Origin of the sequence: Streptomyces sp. NPDC056231 (genome assembly GCF_048270745.1) — a bacterium.
Classification (GTDB): domain Bacteria; phylum Actinomycetota; class Actinomycetes; order Streptomycetales; family Streptomycetaceae; genus Streptomyces.
The window spans coordinates 59,787-77,963 of sequence record NZ_JBLVKW010000014.1; the positions used below are offsets into that span (position 1 = coordinate 59,787).

Consider the following 18,177-nt stretch of genomic DNA (forward strand, 5'->3'; position numbering starts at 1 on the left):
CGCTCCGGAATGATGAATTCGCTCGCATTCTTCCTACACTCCTCGGATGCGAGTGCTCACACAGGACGGGGGTCGTGTGCACGCATCAACGCAACCGCGAGCGGCGGACCATCGGCCGTACTTCTTCTTGAGCTATGCGCATACACCGGGGTACGGCGGTGGAACGGACCCTGATATGTGGGTCGAGCGGCTGTTTCAGGATCTCTGCGGCCATGTAATGGCCATGACCGACCTCCCGGCGGGTGCCTCCGCCGGGTTCATGGACCGGGAGATACGGTCCGGCGAGGGGTGGTCGGAACGGCTCGGCAGCGTGCTGGCCACCTGCCGGGTGTTCGTTCCGCTCTTCTCGCCGCGCTACTTCGCCAGCGAGATGTGCGGAAAGGAGTGGCACGCCTTCGAACAGCGCGCCATCGCCCACCGGGCCCGCAGCAATCAGCCCGCCGAAGCGATCGTGCCCGCGCTCTGGGTGCCGGTTCCACCGAACCAGCTGCCCGGGCCGGCGGAGCGACTGCAGTTCAATCACCGTGATTTCGGGGACCGTTACGTCAGTGACGGGCTCTACGGACTGATCAAACTCAGACTCTTCGCCCAGGAGTACGAACGGGCTGTCTACGAACTCGCCAAACGCATCGTCAGCGTCGCGGCCACCGCCCGCATCGAAGTGGGTCGCCCCGTCGACTACCGGCTGGCCCCCAGCGCCTTCGGCTCGCAGAGCAGCGGTGCCGGTGCGCCCCGCCCGATGAAGGTGACCATCGCGGCTCCCACCCGGCACGACCTGCCTGAGGGGCGCAGTGCCGACTACTACGGCGACAACCCGCACGACTGGAATCCGTACCACCCGGCCTCCGCGCGGCCCCTGGCCTATGTCGCCGAGGACCTGGTGCGCTCCCTCAACTACCAGGCCACCGTCACCTCCTTCGACGAGGAATCCGGCCACGCGGAGAGCAAGGGGCCACCGAACAGACCCGAAATCCTGGTCGTCGACCGCTGGGCGCTGATGGACGAGGACCGACGCCGCAGACTCGCGGCCTTCGACGCCGAGAACCGCCCGTGGGTGACCATGGTGGTGCCCTGGAACCGCGAGGACCCGCAGAGCAGAGCCGCCGAGGCGGAGCTGACCGAGAAGCTCGAACAGACCATGCCGTCCAAGATTCGCCAGGGGCGCGCGTATTGCCGCGCCGCGGCAAGGGGAGTGCCCAGCATGGATGCCTTCGGACAGGTGCTGCCCCAGGTGGTGGAGGCGGCGGCCCAGCAGTATCTGCGCCACGCGGCGGTCTATCCGCCGGCGACGGGCGGCGGTCACACTGAACGAACACGGCTGATGGGGCCCATGGGCAACACGCAGTTCATACCGGACATGCACGACCCTGCGACGGATGCGGAGGACGTATGACGGCCGGGCGTGACGGACGCATCGTCACTTTCTACTCGTACAAAGGCGGTACCGGGCGCACGATGGCCTTGGCCAACACCGCCTGGATCCTGGCTGCCAACGGCAAACGGGTACTGGCCGTCGACTGGGACCTGGAGGCGCCCGGACTCCACCGGTTCTTCCATCCCTTCCTCGACCCGTCGACACTCGGCGCCACCACCGGCGTCATCGACCTGATCACCGAGTACGCCTGGGCTGCCACCAGCCCGGTTCAGCGTGCCGACGACTGGCACCGCGACTACGCACGCATCCAGCCGCACGCCGTCTCCCTCGCCCCGGAGGCGCTCGGCTGGGAGTTCCCGCAGGGGGGCACCCTCGACTTCGTTTCCGCCGGGCGTCAGAACCGCGAATACTCCGCGACCGTCTCCACCTTCGACTGGGACAACTTCTACGACCGGCTCGGCGGCGGCCACTTCTTCGACGCCCTGCGCGACGACATGAAGGCCAACTACGACTACGTCCTCATCGACAGCCGGACCGGTCTCAGCGACATCGCCGACATCTGCACCGTCCACCTTCCGGACCTGCTCGTCGACTGCTTCACCCTCAGCGACCAGTCCATCGACGGCGCGGCATCCGTCGCCCGGCAGATCTCCGAGCGCTACACCGGCCGCCCCATCTCGATCTTCCCCGTCCCGATGCGCATCGACGAGGGCGAGAAGGAGAAGGCCGACGCGGGCCGCGCCTTGGCCCGGCTGAAGTTCGACCGGCTGCCCCGGGACCTGTCCGGTGACGAACTCACCGCCTACTGGGGAGCGGTGGAGATTCCGTACCGCCCCTACTACGCGTACGAGGAGACGCTGGCCACCTTCGGCGACGAGGCAGGTCTGACCAACTCGCTGCTCTCCGCCTTCGAGCGGCTCACCGCCGTCATCACCGATCGGCAGATCACCTCGATGCCCCCCGTGGGGGAAGAGGTACGGCTCCGCATCCGCGACGCCTTCACCCGGCGTAGGCCCGCGCTGCCCGCCGATCTCTTCCTCAACTATGTGGCGGAGAACCGGATGTGGGCCGACTGGATCGAATCGGTCCTCACCCGGGCCGGATTCCGCGTCGTCCCGCGCGATGTCTCCGCCGAGCCCGGCGAGGCCGACCCGGCGCAACTCGCGGCCGAGACCGCCACCCGTACCGTCGTCCTGCTCTCCAGCGCCTATCTCAAGTCCCAGCGGGCCGTGAGCCTGTGGGACAGGGCGGTCGCCGAGGACCCGGGCGGCGGCAGGCGTCAGCTGCTGCCTCTCAGGGTCGGGGACGTACGCCTCTCCGCGCCCTACATCGACCGCAACCCCGTCGACCTCTTCCGGCTCGACGAGGTGCACGCCACCGCGGCGCTGATGCGTGCCCTGGACCGCCCGGTGCAGCTCGTCGACGGGGTCGCGCCCGGGCCCCGCTTCCCCGGCACCGTGCCGAAGATCTGGAACGCACCGCCCCGCAACCCCGGCTTCACCGGGCGCTCCCTGGTCCTGGAACGGATGCGTGACCAGCTCGGCGGCGGCATGGCCGTCGTACTTCCCCAGCCGCAGACCCTGTACGGGCTCGGCGGCGTCGGCAAGACCCAGGTCGCTCTCGAGTATGTGCACCGCTTCATGGCCGACTACGACCTGGTGTGGTGGATATCGTCCGAGCAGACCGACGACGTGGTGGCCAGCCTCGCCGAACTCGGCGTCCGGCTCGGCGCCCAGGGCGGCGACGACATGGCCGCGGCCTCCCAGGAGGCCGTTGACCTGCTGCGTCGCGGTGTTCCGTCGGACCGCTGGCTGCTGGTCTTCGACAATGCCGACGACCCCGAACGGCTCCGGCGCTACTTCCCGCAGGGCGGCTCCGGTCACATCCTGGTCACCTCCAGGAACCAGACCTGGTCCCAGCACGGCGACGCACTGCCTGTCGACGTCTTCCTGCGGGAGGAGTCCATCGAGCACCTCCAGCGCCGCGCGCCGGGGCTGAGCGTCGAGGACGCCGCACAGGTGGCCACCGCTGTCGGTGACCTGCCGCTCGCAGTGGAACAGGCGGCGGCCTGGATCGCGGAGACCGCCACGCCCATCGACGCCTATCTGGAACAGCTCGCCCAGCAGGCCCCTCAGGTCCTGGCCCTCAACCAGCCCGCGGGCTACCCGGAACCCGTCGCCGCCACTTGGAACATCTCCATCCAGCGCCTCAAGGAGCGCTCGCCCGCCGCCGTGCGGCTGCTGCAGCTCTGCGCCTTCTTCGCCCCCGAGCCGATCAACGCCAACCTCCTGTACAGCAAGGAGATGATCGAGGCGCTGAAGCCGTACGACCCGTCGCTCCAGGAGAAGCTGGTGCTCGGCCGGGTCATCCGGGAGATCGGCCGGTTCGCCCTCGCCAAGGTCGACCAGGTCTCCAACTCCATCCAGGTGCACCGTCTCGTCCAGGCCGTCATCCGGGCACAGCTCAGCGAGGAGGAGCAGCGTGACGCCCGGCATGTCGTCCACCGCATCCTGGCGGGTGCCCGGCCCGATGACGACGAGCCGATCGACAACCCGGCGACCTGGCCGCGGTTCGCGACCATATGGCCGCACCTCGGCCCGTCCGATGCGCGCAACTGCAGGGAACCCGAGACCCGCAGGCTCCTGATCGACCGGGTGCGCTACCTGTGGAAGCGTGGTGACTTCAGAACGGCCGGAACCCTCGGTGCCGAACTGCGCGAGACATGGGAGGAGATGCTCGGCGAGCGGGATCTCCAATACCTCTACCTCTGCTTCCACCTTTCCAACATCTACCGCTCGCGCGGTCGTTATGTGGAGGCGAAGGAACTCGACGAGATCACCCTCGCCCGGCAGCGGGAGGTACTGGGTTCGGAGCACCCGCACACGTACATGACCACCAGTAGCCTCGCGACGGACCTCGGCATGCTCGGCAACTACAGCCAGGCGATCGAGCTGGCGACCGAAGCCACCGAGGGGTTCAGCCAGATCTTCCACGACTCACACCCCAGGACCCTTGCGGCGGCCAACAACCTGGCTCTGAACCTGCGCCTCGTCGGGCAGTACGCCAGGGCCAGGGAGATCGATCAGGACGTCTACGACCGGCGCACCGAGGTGCTCGGCGCGAACCACCCGTACAGCCTGTCGTCCGCCATGAACCTGGCCCGCGATCTGCGGGACGTGGGACGGTACGAGGACTCCGTCGGTCTGCTCAGCCGCACCTACGAAAGCTACAAGTCACACCTCGGGCCGACCTTCCCCGGCACGCTGAGTGCGGCGAAGAGCCTCGCGGTCTCGCTGCGCAGGGCGGGCCGGCTGGAGGACGCCCGCAGACTGACGGTGGCCACCCGCGCCAGGTACCGGGCCAAGTACACCTCGGCCAACCCCGAGTCGCTGGCCTGTGATCTCAACATGGCGGCCGACCTGTTCGCGGCCGGTGAGGCGGTCGAGGCGAGGGACACCGCACAGGAGGTCGTCGACCAGTACATGAAGGTCCCGGGGGAGAAACACCCGTACACCCTGGCCGCCCAGAACAACCTCGGCGTCTATCTCTCGGGGGCCGGTGCGGCGGAGGAGGCGGAGAAACTGCTGAAACGGGTGGTCGCCTCGATGCGCGAGGTGTTCGGACGCGAGCATCCGCACACCCTGTTCAGCGTCATGAACCTGGCCAACGCAACCGTGGGCCTCGGCGACCTCGACATCGTGCTGTCGACGGAGCGGCAGGTGTCCGCGCAGCTTCGGGAGGCCATCGGGGCGCACCATCCGGAGACATTGGCCATGACGTCGAACATGGCCGTCACACTCGATGCAATGGGGCGCACGGACGAGGCATTGCAGGTGCGGGCGGATGTGGTCGAAGAGCTGACCAGACAGCTCGGTGACGAGCATCCGCTGACCCGGATCGCCCGGGAGGACAGCCGGTTCCAGCGCGAACTGGAACCGATCACGCTGTGAGCAGGCCGGGCCCGCCGATGGTGGGCCCGGCCTGGATCAGCCTTCCGAGGGGGCGGCCGTGGCCTGCTCCTCCAACAGCCAGTTGAGGACGCCAGGGAGCACGGACAGCGCATCGAAGTGCGCCGCCGTCGGCTCCAGCACCGCGGTGGCGCCCGGGATCTGCCCGGCCAGCCAGCGGGAGTGCCCGACCGGTGAGAAGACGTCCTTCTCGCCGTGCCACAGCATCACGGGTCCGGTGATGTCCGCCGGGTCGAAGCCCCATGGGGTGCAGAGCGCGATCGCGTCGTCGATCCATCCGTACGCCGAAGTGCGCAGCCCCTCACTGTAGTTGCGCAGCAGCATGGAGCGGATTCCGGCGTCGTTGACGACGACCCGGTCGGAGTCGGTCAGCTCCCGGCGGAGATCGTCGAGGAGCTTGACCGGATCCTGCCTGATCACTGCCGACCGGGAGATGAAAGACTCCGCGAGCCCGTCCGGGTCGGCCGCCGCCGTGGAGTACGCCAGCACATTGGAGGCGGCCATCCCGTCGAACCAGTCCAGTCCGTCCGCGCCCCAGGGGGCGAGCCCGACCAGAGCGGCGGTACGGGTGACCCGGTCCGGCATCAGTGCGGCGCAGGCCAGGGCATGCGGGGCGCCGCCGGAGCGGCCCACCACGGCGAACCGTTCCAGCCCGAGTGAGTCCGCGATGGCCCGCACATCCTCCACGACGTCCGCCACGCAGCGGCCCGCCAGCCGGTCGGAGCCGCCGTAGCCCGGCCGGTCATAGGTGATGAGCTGTGTCTTGCGCTGGTACAGCACCATGCCGCGTGGTGCCGGACCGAGCCGGCTGCCGGGCATTCCGTGGAGCAGAAAGACCGGTCTCCCCCGCGGGTCGCCCAGACGCTCCACCATCAGATGCCGCCCGTCCCTTGCGCGCACCCGATTGCGCACTCCGCGCCTCCTCCACTCCGTGCGGGCACCGAGTGCCCGGCTTTCTTGCACCAATTCGATGATGGCCCATCAAAGTCCTTGGAAGGAATGGCAATTGAGGTAAATCAACAGCGAATACCGGACAGGTCCAGTCCTCGCCCACTGCCGGACTCCCGGTCGCGCGGTGTGTTCGCAGGCGGAACCGGCGTGATGCGGCTCCAGACAGGTGAACAGGGGGAGGGCGATACGGTGCGCTCGTGTGTGCATCCTGAAATCGACCTGGTGTGCTATCTGCCCGGTCGGATTAGTGGCCGGCTCCATCCTCCGCACCCAGGCACTTCACTTGCCTGTGCGCGGCCCCGCAGGAGGTCGGCGTTGAAGCATCGACGCATATCCAGGACGTGTGCGGTGATGGCCGGTTCGGCCGTTGTCGCCCTGGACGCAGCGGGAATCACATTCCAGAATGCGAACGCCATCGACGACGTACCGCAGTGCACCGTACGGACGCCGACGGCGAGCGCGGCCGGAAAGCTCGCCACCGCCTTCGGCTACGACCTCGGTGGTGACGCCGGCCGGGGGACAGTCAAAACGTGAGTCAGGCGAAGGGGCAGCCTGGTCTGGACCCCCATCGGCGGCGTCGTCCACCAGGCGTACGCCGACGAGGTCCACCTCGGTCTGCACAAGAAGCCGGCGAAGCACCCGGACATGCCGAAGCGAAGGACATGCCGCCACGCCTTGCCCCGCCCGCGGGCTGATGGTGGGGACGGCGGGGCGAAGCCCTGATGGAGCGGCGCCCCGCCTTGGAACCGGAGAGGTTTCGGACAGACGGCCGCCTCTGCGGGCCCCGCCGTCCGGCAGGTGCCCGGCCGGACGGCGCGATCCGACCGGGTCAGTCGGCCCAGGCCTCGGCTTCGTCGGCCGGGACGGTGGTGGCGAGCTTCAGCTCCTTGCGGGCGGCGACCGTCTTGCCCGGGTTGATACCGGAGAAGGCCCCGTCGTAGGCGAGGTGGAAGGCGTCCGTGTCACCGGCCGAAGCGGCCTTCTCCCACGCTCCGGCGGCCTCCTCCAGCCGTGCACGGAGCTTGACGGTCTCCGGCTGCTGAATACTCTTCAGGGCCGTGAGGTGAGTGCCTAGCGCGGCGGCAACGGCCTTGGCCTGCTTTTTGTAGCCGGCCAAGTCGTCCTCGACCTGCTCTGCTTCGGGCTGGTTCGTCCACAGGGCCTCGTAGACGGCGTTCGAACCCTTCAGGTACGCGAGCTGGTCGGCGTTCAGGGGCTTGCTCTTCAACGAACCGGAGAACGTGCCCGATTCCTTGGTGTACGTGCAGCTCACGGCCCGATCGCCCGCCGCCCAGCTCTCCTTGGTGGGGGAGTAGTAGTAGACGTCGACGCCCTTGGGCAGGGCCCAGGCGTCGGGGGTGAACTTCTGCGCCTTGGCCGGGCATCGTCCGTCTGCGATCTGCGCGGTTTTGTCCTCACCGGGGTACGCCGACTGCCCGTCGATCTTGAAGTCACCGACGACCTGGCCCTGGTGCGGTTCCTGGCACGGCACGACCTCGACGCTGAACTCCTCGCTCTTGGGCGCCCCGTTGTTCGGGTTGTAGCAGTCACCGGCCGCGAGCGAGAAGACCGATCGCTGGTTGGCGCCGGACTTTGCGCTGTCGAGGGCTTCGGAGCATCCCACCGCTCCGACCGAGATCAGGGCTACGGCAGCGGATATGCCGCGCAGGGAACGGGACGTGACACCGAGAGACATGACGTGAGCATCCTCAAGCGGGAGGGATGTGAGCAGGTGTGCGCATCGTATGGCATGTAAATGACAGTGCTGTGTGCGGGCGCTTCGTTGCGCCGGAGGCGGTTGTGCGGGTGTTGTCCGGACGAGTTGTCGTCCGGCGCGGGGGTGTCGGGTGGTGGGCTTGTGAACTCCGATGACGAGCAGTGCAGCCCGTGGGGTGACGGCCTTCTTCGCCTCGTCAGCGAAAGCCATGCCCCCGTGGTCCGGGGTGTCCCCTGTCTGTGCAGGTGGGGATGGGCCGGATGGCTGACCGGCTCGCCCGCCGGATGACCCGTGCCTGGCACGCATCGCTGCGTAGCCCGCTGCCGTTTCCCCTGCCCCTCTTGCCTGCGGAGAGTTCCGTTGGGGTGACGGTGAGTCCCGACAGGGTTGCAGTGAGCCGATATGTGGAATGTCACGGAATCGTTCGCACGTTCGAATCACATTATCGATCGAAGGCGGTGGGGGTTAGAGTAATCGAACGAGCGTACGATGAGTGTATCGGGCGAAAGGGTCAAATGGGGTGAGTGATGGAGGTGCGGCATGGCGGGTTACGCCCATCTGCACGTCGCGTCCGGATACTCCGCCCGCTACGGTGCCGCCCATCCCGAACACCTCGTCCGGCGAGCGGCTGAGCGCGGCACGACGGCGCTCGCGCTCACCGACCGGGACACGGTCACCGGTGCCGTACGGTTCGCGAAGGCCTGCGCCGGAGCCGGGATCCGGCCGATCTTCGGCATCGATCTGGCTGTGGAGGCCATCGCACCCCCTCCTCCGGTGCAGCACCGCCGCACCCCGGCGCGCGGTGGCGCCCACGTCGTCGAGCCGCCCCTGCGAGTGGTGCTGCTCGCGCGGAACCGGACGGGATGGGCACGGCTGTGCCGCATCACGTCGGCCGCGCACGCGGGCACGGCAGGCGGCGCGGCCCCGGTGATGGTGCCGTGGGAGGCGCTGCGTGAGTACGGCGGTCCCGGTCTGATCGTGCTGCTCGGACCGCTCTCGGAGCCGGTACGGGCGCTGACGGCAGGCCGGGAGGACGTCGCGGCGAAGCTACTGGCGCCGTGGCGGGAGATCTTCGGCAGCGGCGTACGGCTGGAGGCTGTCCTGCACAGGCGGGCCGGTACGGGCCCGGGATCGCTGCGGCTGGCCGCCCGCACCCTGGCGCTGGGAGACCGTACCGACACCACCGTCGTGCTCTCCAATGCCGTCCGCTATGCCGACCCGGGGCAGCACCGGCTCGCCGACGTCCTTGATGCTGCTCGGCTGCTGCGCCCCATCGACCGGCGTCGCCTGGACAGTGGGCAGCGCTGGCTGAAGGACGAAGGAGCGATGGCGCGCATCGCGCGGTTGATCGCCGAGTGTGCCGGAGCGGACGCCCGGCGGGCAGACCGTTTGCTGGCGGACACCGCTGGCACGGCGGCCGAGTGCACCGTCGATGCCAAGGCAGACCTGGGGCTGGGCACATCGCACTTCCCGGAACCGGCAGTGCTCGGAGTCGAGCCGGGAACGGGCGGCGCGGCACAGTTTCTGCGTCGCCGGTGCGAGGCCGGCATGGTCCGGCGCGGCCTGGACCGTGACCGGGCGGCGCTCGACCGGCTGGACGAAGAGCTCGGCGTGATCTCCGAGCTGAACTATGACTCGTACTTCCTCGCCGTCGGCCAGGTCGTGGCCGACATCCGGGAGCTGGGCATCCGGGTCGCGGCCCGCGGCTCGGGCGCCGGTTCGATGGTCTGCCACGCGCTTGGGATCGCCACAGCCAACCCGCTCGATCACCACCTGCTGTTCGAACGCTTCCTGAGCGTGCGACGGGCGTCGCTGCCCGACATCGACATCGACGTGGAGTCCGCCAGAAGGCTGGAATGCTACGACGCGATCTTCGCCCGGTTCGGTGCCGAGCGGGTGGCGGTCACCGCGATGCCCGAGACCTACCGGGCCCGCCGGGCGCTGAGGGACGCCGGCCTCGCGCTGGGGATCGCACCGGCGGACGTCGACCGGATCGCCAAGAGCTTCCCGCACCTGCGGGCGTCGGACATCACCAGCGCACTCGCCGAACTGCCCGAACTGCGTCAACTGGCGGCCGAAGCGAAGCGGTACGGGCCGTTGTGGGAGCTCGCCGAGGGCCTCGACTCCCTGGTTCACGGCATGGCCATGCACCCCTGCGGAGTGATCATCAGCGACGCGACGCTCCTGGACCGGCTGCCCGTGCAGCCCACCCCCCAGGGCAACTATCCGATGGCGATGGCGGCCAAGGAAGAGATCGAGGCGCTGGGCAACATCAAACTGGACGTTCTGGGCGTGCGAATGCAGTCCGCGATGGCGCACGCCGTCGCCGATATCGAACGGGTGACCGGCAACCGTATCGATCTGGACGATCCACGGCAGGTGCCGCTCGACGACGTCTTCGCGTTCAAACTCATTCAGGAGAGCCAGACCATAGGGCTGTTCCAGCTCGAATCGCCCGGCCAGCAGGATCTTCTCTCGCGCCTGCAGCCCCGTGACCCGCAGGACGTCATCGCCGACATCAGTCTCTTCCGCCCCGGACCGGTTGCCGGGGGGATGCCCGAGCGGTACATCGCCGCACGCCATGGCGGTACACCGGTCTACGCCCACCCGGACCTCGAACCCGTGCTCGCCGACACCTACGGCGTGACCATCTGGCACGAGCAGATCATTGAGACGCTGTCGGTGCTGACCGGCTGCGATCGCGCTCTGGCCGAGGTCGCCCGGCGGGCTCTCGGTGACAAGGCGCGACTGCCCAGAATCAAGGACTGGTTCCACCGCCGGGCGGCCGCCCGCGGTTACAGCCCTGCGGTCCGGGACCAGGTGTGGAAGACCGTCGAGGCCTTCGGTGCCTACGGCTTCTGCCGGGCGCACGCGGTCGCCTTCGCCGTGCCGGCTCTGCAGAGCGCCTGGCTCAAGGCGCACTACCCGGCTTTCCTGCTGGCCGGCCTCCTCGAACACGACCCCGGTATGTGGCCCAAGCGAGTCATCGTCGCCGACGCCCGCCGACGCGGCGTCCCGGTCCTGCCCGTCGACGTCAACCACTCCAGGACGAAGCACGCCGTGGAGCGGGCCGACGGGGGGCAGTGGGGCGTGCGGCTCGCGCTGTCCGCGGTGCGCGGAATCAGCGAGGAGGAATGCGCGCGGATCGAGGAGGCCCAGCCGTACGGATCGCTGTCGGACTTCTGGCAGCGGGCCCGGCCCAGCCGACCGGTCGCCGAACGCCTCGCGGAGATCGGCGCCCTGAACTCCTTGCACGATGGCCGTCTCACGCGACGCGACCTGCTGCTGCAGATCGCCGAGTTGCACCGGCAGTCCCGGACCCGGTCCGCGGGCAAGGGGCAGCTGCCCATCGACGCGGGTGCCGTCGGCGGGGCGGAGCCGAGCGGTCTGCCGGAGATGACCGGCCGCGAGGCCCTGAGTGCGGAACTGAGCACCCTGGGCATCGATGTCTCCAGGCATCTGATGGAGCACCACCACCGGCTGCTGCGGGAGATCGGTGCGACCGACGCGGCGCATCTGGCCGGGATGAGCGCGGGTCAGCAGGTGCTCGTTGCGGGCGTACGGGCCTCCACGCAGACCCCGCCGATCGCCAGCGGCAAGCGGATCATCTTTGTCACCCTGGAGGACGGTTCCGGTCTGGTCGACCTGGCGTTCTTCGAGGACTCCCATCCGGCCTGCGCGCACACCGTGTTCCACAGCGGGCTGCTGTTGGTCCGCGGCACGGTCCAGGTGCGCGGCACCCGTCGTACCGTCGTCGGCACGATGGTCTGGGACCTGGACGAGATCGCCGCGGCCCGTCGTGACAACGGTCCCGAGGCCGCGCTCGCCCTCCTCGGTGAGAGCCGTCCGCATCCGACTCCCGCGCAGCCGCAGCGCACCTTGGTCAACGGCACCACAGGCGCCCGGCTGCACCCGTACGCCGATCTGCAGCCCGCCGGCAGCCGTTCGGCGGACCTGAAGAAGTTCGGTCACACCAGTCCGGGAAGCGCAGGATGACCACCCGTCAGCGGCACATCGCCCACCTCCATCTGCACGCCTCACTGGCCGAGGCTCAGTACGCCGATATAATCGAACTGGTGTCTGGTGTAACGCCTTACGTCCAGGCCGTACCGCCCAACGCCGTACAACTGGATCTGACTTCGGCACTTCGCTACTTCGACCTGTCTCCCTACGACGTGGTCCAGCTGGCGAAGATGCGGCTGAAGGCCCTCTACGGCATCGACAGCAGCGCCGGCCTTGCGGGCAACCGCATGCTGGCGGCCATGGCGGCTGACGCGTCCGCACCGGGAGACACCACTTGGGTTCCCGCCGGGCAAGCGGCCGACTGGCTGTATCCGCGGCCGGTCACCGCGTTGCCGGGAATCGGCCGCACCACTGCGGAAACGCTCGGCAAGTACGGCCTGCACACCATCGGCCAGGTCGCCGAACTGCCCGCGGGGACCCTGCAGCGACTTCTCGGTGTGGGCCCTGCCCGTCTACTGGCCGAGCGCGCTCGCGGCCACGACCCCCGCCCGGTCACCCCGTCGGAACCGGCAGCCCATCTGGCCGCTGACTTCGTGCTGGAGCGGGACTGCCTCGACCCGGCGCAGCATCACCGAGCAGTTCTGGGACTTGCCGATCAAATTGGCCAACGCCTGCGCGGTGAACGCCAGATCACCAGTCGGCTCACCCTCACGGTGCGGTACGCCGACCGCAGCTCCACCACACGCACGCGTGCGCTGCCGGAGCCCACCAATCACTCGCCCGCCCTCGCGACAGCTGCCCTGGGCCTGCTGAACGCCCTCGGGCTGCAGCGAGCGAGGGTCCGCGCCTTCGCGATTCGCGTCGACGCCCTCCTGTCAGCCGACAGCGCCTACTGCCAGCTCTCTCTGGACCCCGCCGCCGATCGCGCCCGCGTCGCCGAAGCAGCTGCCGATCGCGCCCGTCGACGGTTCGGCCCCAAGGCCGTCCGTCCAGCGACTCTGGCTGACTGACTGATCTTGCTCCCCGGCGAGCCAGCCGTGGAACCCGTACGCGCGCTTCGCTCGATTCCATTGTCTTCACACTTGAATTGAGTGTGCTGGTCCGGCATTGTGCTTGAAACAAGCGTGATGCCTGCCGTTCACGCAGGTGAGAGAGGTGCTGCATGGACGAGATCGACCAGGCCATCCTGCGGGAGCTGCAGGTCGACGGCCGGATCCCTTACGCCGATCTGGGGCCGAAGGTGGGGTTGTCACCCTCGGCCGCGAGGCTCCGGCTGCAGCGGCTGATCGACAGCAAGGCGGTCCAGGTCGTCGGGGTGACCGACCCGATGACCATGGGCCAGCAGACGATGGCACTTCTGGGCTTGCGCGTCGACGGCGATCCCCGGGCGGTCGCCGATGAGCTGTCCCGGCACGACGAAGTCGTGTACACGGTCCTGACGGCCGGCGGCTTCAACCTGTTCGCGGAGGTGGTGTGCAGTCAGCCTCGGGATCTTCTGGACTTCATCAACGACGTCGCGCGGGCCGTCGAGGGGGTCGCGTCCGTGGAGAGCTTCCCCTACTTCGGGATTCACACCCACCGCTTCCTGTGGCACGTCGACTGAGGCATCCGAGCGTCCCAGCCCTGCTTGCCCCCACCAGCCGAGGAACCCATCATGCCGACCGACGAGTACCGCACGATCGACTTCTTCGCCGAGGGCGCACTTCCCGCACCCTGCGTGACACCGCCCGAGGCTGAGCTCATCGCTGCCGAACACCTCGACATCACTGCTCGCGCGCAGGCGCTGGGCAGCCAGCAGGACGCCAACTTCCTGCTGCACACCGATGACGGGACGTCCGCGGCGATTCTGAAGATCGCCAACCCCGCCTTCGGCACTGTGGAGATCGAAGCCCAGGACGCGGCAGCCGACCTGATCGCCTCGGCCCGCCCGGAACTGCGCATCGCCACGGTCCTGCGCCGCCCCGACGGCTCCCCGCGGCGCACGACGGTGGACACCGAGAACGGTCCGGCCGTCGCGCGCCTGCTGCGCTACCTGCCCGGCGGCACGCTCTCGGGACCGCGGCACCTGTCCCGCGGCACCGTGGCGGCCATGGGCACGATCGCCGGAAAGGTCAGCACCGCCCTGCGCGACTTCCGGCACCCGGGCCTCGACCGCGTGCTCCAGTGGGACCTGCAGCACGCCGACCGTGTCGTCGCCGAGCTCGCCGGGCACATCGACGAGCCCGACCGGCGCGCCGCCGTCCAGGCCGCGACCGCCGAGGCCTGGGCCCGTGTCCAGGAACTCGCCGCCGCGCTGCCGTTGCAGGCCGTGCACCTGGACCTCACCGACGACAATCTGATCCGCTGTCCCGACAGCCGTCCGCCGATGCCGGACGGGGTCATCGACTTCGGTGACGTGACCACGAGCTGGGCGGTCGGCGAACTTGCCGTGTCACTGTCCTCGATGCTTCACCACGACGGGATCGAGCCGCACCACGTGCTGCCGGCCGTCCGCGCCTTCCACGCCGTTCGGCCGCTCTCCTCCGAGGAGGCTGAGGCGTTGTGGCCGCTCGTGGTCCTGCGCGCAGCCGTCCTGGTGGCCAGCGGGCGGCAGCAGGCCGCTGTCGACGAGGACAACGCGTACGCCAAGGCCGCGCTCGACCGCGAATGGCGCATATTCGAACAGGCCACCTGGCTGCCCCTTCCGGTGATGATCCGCCTCGTCAGGGACGCGACCGGCATGGCCGACGTGCCTGCTCCAACCACGCAGGCCGATACGCTGGTGCGCCCGCTCCTGCGGGACCTCGCCGCCGGCGACATCACCCTCCTCGACCTGTCCGCCGACGCCGATCCCATGGACCACGGAGCCTGGATGGACGCCGGCACCGAGGCCCGGCTGGCGGCCTCCGCGCTCGCGGAGGGAGCGGCCGCGGTCGCCACCCGGTACGCCCATGCGCGGCTCACTCGGACACCGGCGCTGTCGGCGGTGTCCACCGCCACGGTGCCCACCGGAATCGACCTCTGGCTCGGCCGGGATGCCGTGGTGCAGGCGCCCGCCGCGGGGAGGGTCCTTGCCACGGCACCGGGCCGCGTGGAACTCACCTACGGCGCGCAGGCGCTGTCGCTGTCCTTCCCCCACGCGGTCCAGCCCGTGGTCAGCACCGGTGCGACGGTGCGGGCCGGCGAGGACATCGCCCACCTCGGCTCCGGCGCCTCGGTCCACGTTGCGCTGCGCGCCGCCAACGGCCCTGCTGCCCCGCGCCTGGTCCGGCCCGAGTACGCCGCCGGCTGGCTCGCGCTCACCGCCGACCCCGCCCCGCTTCTCGGCCTCCCGGCCGGCTCCGACCGTACGCGCGAGAGGGGCCTGCTCGACCGGCGCGGCGCCGCGTTCGCCACCGTGCAGGAGCACTACTACGCCGACCCTCCCCGTATCGAGCGTGGTTGGCGCCACCATCTGCTGTCCACCGACGGCCGCTCGTACCTCGACATCGTCAACAACGTCACCCCGCTCGGTCACGCCCACCCCCGTATCGAGGAGGCGGTCTCCCGGCAGCTGCGACGGCTCAACACCAACTCGCGCTTCCACTACGCCTCGGTGGTGGAGTTCACCGAACGCCTCGCCGCCCTCCTTCCCGACTCTCTGGACACGGTGTTCCTCGTCAACTCCGGTTCCGAAGCAGTGGATCTGGGGCTCCGGCTGGCCATCGGCGCCTCCGGCCGGCACGACGTCGTCGCACTGCGCGAGGCGTACCACGGCTGGACGTACGCCTCCGACGCCGTCTCCACCTCGCTCCAGGACAACCCCAACGCCCTTGCCACCCGCCCGAGCTGGGTCCACACCGTGGACTCCCCCAACTCCTACCGAGGCCGGCACCGCGGGACGGACGCCGTGCGCTACGGGCCCGAGGCCGTCGCGGTGATCGACGAGCTGGCCGGGTCGGGCCGCCCGGCAGGAGCGTTCATCGGCGAGACCTACTACGGCAACGCCGGAGGCGTCGCCCTCCCCGACGGCTACCTCGCCGAGGTGTACGCGGCGGTACGGCGTCACGGCGGCCTGACCGTCGCCGACGAGGTCCAGGTCGGCTACGGCCGCCTGGGACACTGGTTCTGGGGCTTCGAACAGCAGCAGGTCGTCCCCGACGTCGTCTGTGTCGCCAAGGCCATGGGTAACGGACACCCCCTCGGTGCCGTCATCACCTCCAGGGAGGTCGCCGATCGCTACCGCGACCAGGGCTACTTCTTCTCCTCCACCGGCGGCAGCCCGGTCTCCAGCATCGTGGGCCTCACCGTCCTGGACACCCTGCGCGACGAAGACCTCCAGGGCAACGCGGTGCGCGTCGGCGGCCATCTCAAGCGCCGGCTCGAGGCGCTCGCCGACCGCTACGGCATCATCGGCGCCGTCCACGGCTCCGGCCTCTACCTCGGCCTCGAATTCGTCCGGGACCGCACCACCCTGGAACCCGCCACAGAAGAGACCGCCGAACTCTGCGACCGCATGCTCGACCTCGGCGTCATCGTCCAGCCCACCGGGGACCACCTCAACATCCTGAAGATCAAGCCACCGCTGTGCATCGACACCGACGCAGCGGACTTCTTCGCCGACATGCTCGACCTGGCCCTCCTCCAACTCGGCCACGGTCACACCTGGTGACATCGGGCTCGGCGCCGGCGCTTCGCGATCCGGCGCCGAGGTGATGCTCGATCTGCCGGCCGGCGACCACACCGAGCCCACCGCCCTCGACCTCTTACGACGCAAACCTCCGCCCTTCCCGCCCGAGCCCGTCCGCTCGATCGGCATCGGCCTCACCCAGCACTTCACGGCCCGCGCCAACCGCAGTCAGGGCCGCAACAAAGTCCTCACGTACTGCACATCGGCGACCTGGTGAACCGGGCGTAAACGATCGCGGTGAATGATCGACCCGATACCTGACAGACCATCATGTATTCTGCGGCATAAGGAGGATGATGCCGCGTCAGTTTTTATTGACGCGTAACTTCCCTCGCTATCTTACCCGCGCGTAATTTGGCATGAGCGCGTAGAGCGCGGTATCGAACATCGGTACGGAACGTCGGTAATGAACTTGTGGTCCGGGCCGCAGGGCGCATTGACATCGCAACTCCCTTGAGCCGCAAGGAGACCACACGATGCTGCCCTGGACACGTGCGCCGCGCACTCCACGTGCACGGAGAACCCTCGCCGCACTGCTCCTCGTCGTCGCAGCGGTCGCCACCCCCACGGCGACCGCCACCGCAGCCACCCCCGCCGCCGCCACGACCCCCTCCCGGGGCTGGAACGACTACTCCTGCAAACCCTCCGCAGCCCACCCCCGGCCCGTGGTCCTGGTCCACGGAACCTTCGGGAACTCGATCGACAACTGGCTCGTCCTCGCTCCGTACCTGGTCAACCGGGGCTACTGCGTCTACTCGCTCGACTACGGCCGGCTTCCCGGCGTGCCGTTCTTCAACGGCCTCGGTCCGATCGACAAATCGGCCGGTCAGCTCGCCACCTTCGTCGACCAGGTGCTCGCCGCCACCGGAGCGCCCAAGGCCGACATCGTCGGTCACTCCCAGGGCGGCATGATGCCCAACTACTACCTGAAGTTCCTCGGCGGCGCCGCGAAGGTGAATGCCATGATCGGGCTCGCCCCCGACAACCACGGCACCACCCTCCTCGGGCTGACGAAACTGCTGCCGTACTTCCCCGGTGCCGAGGACCTGCTGAACGCCGGCACGCCCGGTCTCGCGGACCAGGTCGCCGGATCCCCGTTCATCACCAAGCTCAACGCGGGCGGCGACACCGTGCCCGGCGTGCGCTACACGGTCGTCGCGACCAAGTACGACGAGGTCGTGACCCCGTACCGCACGCAGTTCCTGGACGGGCCGAACGTGCGCAATGTCCTGCTCCAGGACCTGTGCCCGGTCGACCTGTCCGAGCATGTGGCGATCGGGACCGTGGACCGGATCGCCTACCACGAGGTGGCGAACGCCCTGGACCCGGCGCACGCCACCCCGACCACCTGCGCCTCGGTCATCGGCTGAGGCCTTTCGTTCGGATCATGCCGGACCCCGCGAGCCCGTCATGATCCGAACGAGTGCTCGGCTTTGCGCTCGTAGCGGCGGTGGAGCCGACGGCGGCCGGCGAGCCAGGCCATGGTCCGTTCGATGATCCAGCGGTGTCGGCCAAGTCGCTGTGAACTCTCGACGCCCTTGCGGGCGATGCGGCC

General features: G+C 69.1%; 11 protein-coding genes and 1 pseudogene. 9 read left to right on the forward strand and 3 right to left on the reverse strand.

Going from position 1 to position 18,177, the window contains the following annotated elements:
- The first annotated feature begins 46 nt into the window (after nt 1-46).
- Together fsxC and fxsT are read left to right on the forward strand one after the other, a co-directional pair.
- On the forward strand, nt 47-1,393 hold the full coding sequence (fsxC, locus tag ACNPQM_RS14310) for an FxsC protein (RefSeq protein ID WP_358858134.1): 1,347 nt from the start codon (nt 47-49) through the stop codon (nt 1,391-1,393).
- A complete protein-coding gene (gene fxsT / locus ACNPQM_RS14315; RefSeq protein WP_418084270.1) occupies nt 1,390-5,325 on the forward strand; it encodes an FxSxx-COOH system tetratricopeptide repeat protein in 3,936 nt (1,311 codons plus the stop codon). Before fsxC ends, fxsT begins: the two co-directional genes overlap by 4 nt.
- A gap of 36 nt (nt 5,326-5,361) precedes the next feature.
- On the opposite strand, the gene ACNPQM_RS14320 is transcribed toward fxsT, so the two are convergent.
- Entirely contained in the window at nt 5,362-6,255 is an 894-nt protein-coding gene (locus ACNPQM_RS14320; RefSeq protein ID WP_418084271.1) for an alpha/beta fold hydrolase, read from the reverse strand.
- Nucleotides 6,256-6,609: 354 nt separating this feature from the next.
- Between ACNPQM_RS14320 and ACNPQM_RS14325 the strand changes: the two genes are divergently transcribed.
- A complete protein-coding gene (locus ACNPQM_RS14325; protein WP_418084272.1) occupies nt 6,610-6,828 on the forward strand; it encodes a hypothetical protein in 219 nt (72 codons plus the stop codon).
- 295 nt (nt 6,829-7,123) lie between these two features.
- Here ACNPQM_RS14325 and ACNPQM_RS14330 read toward each other — a convergent pair whose 3' ends face one another.
- Nucleotides 7,124-7,990 carry a septum formation family protein gene (locus ACNPQM_RS14330; RefSeq protein WP_418084273.1) on the reverse strand — a complete coding sequence of 289 codons (867 nt, stop codon included), beginning with the start codon at nt 7,988-7,990 and terminating at the stop codon, nt 7,124-7,126.
- Nucleotides 7,991-8,551: 561 nt separating this feature from the next.
- On the opposite strand from ACNPQM_RS14330, the gene ACNPQM_RS14335 reads away from it, so the two are divergent.
- The 6 genes from ACNPQM_RS14335 (at nt 8,552) to ACNPQM_RS14360 (ending at nt 17,992) form a co-directional block, all read left to right on the forward strand.
- Nucleotides 8,552-12,007 carry a DNA polymerase III subunit alpha gene (locus ACNPQM_RS14335; protein ID WP_418084274.1) on the forward strand — a complete coding sequence of 1,152 codons (3,456 nt, stop codon included), beginning with the start codon at nt 8,552-8,554 and terminating at the stop codon, nt 12,005-12,007.
- Nucleotides 12,004-12,984 carry a DNA polymerase Y family protein gene (locus ACNPQM_RS14340; protein ID WP_418084275.1) on the forward strand — a complete coding sequence of 327 codons (981 nt, stop codon included), beginning with the start codon at nt 12,004-12,006 and terminating at the stop codon, nt 12,982-12,984. The genes ACNPQM_RS14335 and ACNPQM_RS14340 overlap by 4 nt, the downstream gene beginning before the upstream one ends.
- A 152-nt stretch (nt 12,985-13,136) precedes the next feature.
- Entirely contained in the window at nt 13,137-13,577 is a 441-nt protein-coding gene (locus ACNPQM_RS14345) for an Lrp/AsnC family transcriptional regulator (RefSeq protein WP_418084276.1), read from the forward strand.
- 51 nt (nt 13,578-13,628) lie between these two features.
- Nucleotides 13,629-16,604, forward strand: a complete 2,976-nt coding sequence (locus ACNPQM_RS14350; RefSeq protein ID WP_418084277.1) for an aminotransferase — start codon at nt 13,629-13,631, stop codon at nt 16,602-16,604.
- 43 nt (nt 16,605-16,647) lie between these two features.
- Nucleotides 16,648-16,839, forward strand: a complete 192-nt coding sequence (locus ACNPQM_RS14355; protein WP_418084278.1) for a hypothetical protein — start codon at nt 16,648-16,650, stop codon at nt 16,837-16,839.
- Nucleotides 16,840-17,098: 259 nt separating this feature from the next.
- A complete protein-coding gene (locus ACNPQM_RS14360) occupies nt 17,099-17,992 on the forward strand; it encodes an esterase/lipase family protein (RefSeq protein ID WP_358858126.1) in 894 nt (297 codons plus the stop codon).
- A gap of 56 nt (nt 17,993-18,048) precedes the next feature.
- Here the strand turns inward: ACNPQM_RS14360 and ACNPQM_RS14365 are convergent.
- Nucleotides 18,049-18,174 (reverse strand): annotated as a pseudogene (locus ACNPQM_RS14365) (IS5/IS1182 family transposase); the annotation flags it as partial.
- Nucleotides 18,175-18,177 lie beyond the last annotated feature (3 nt).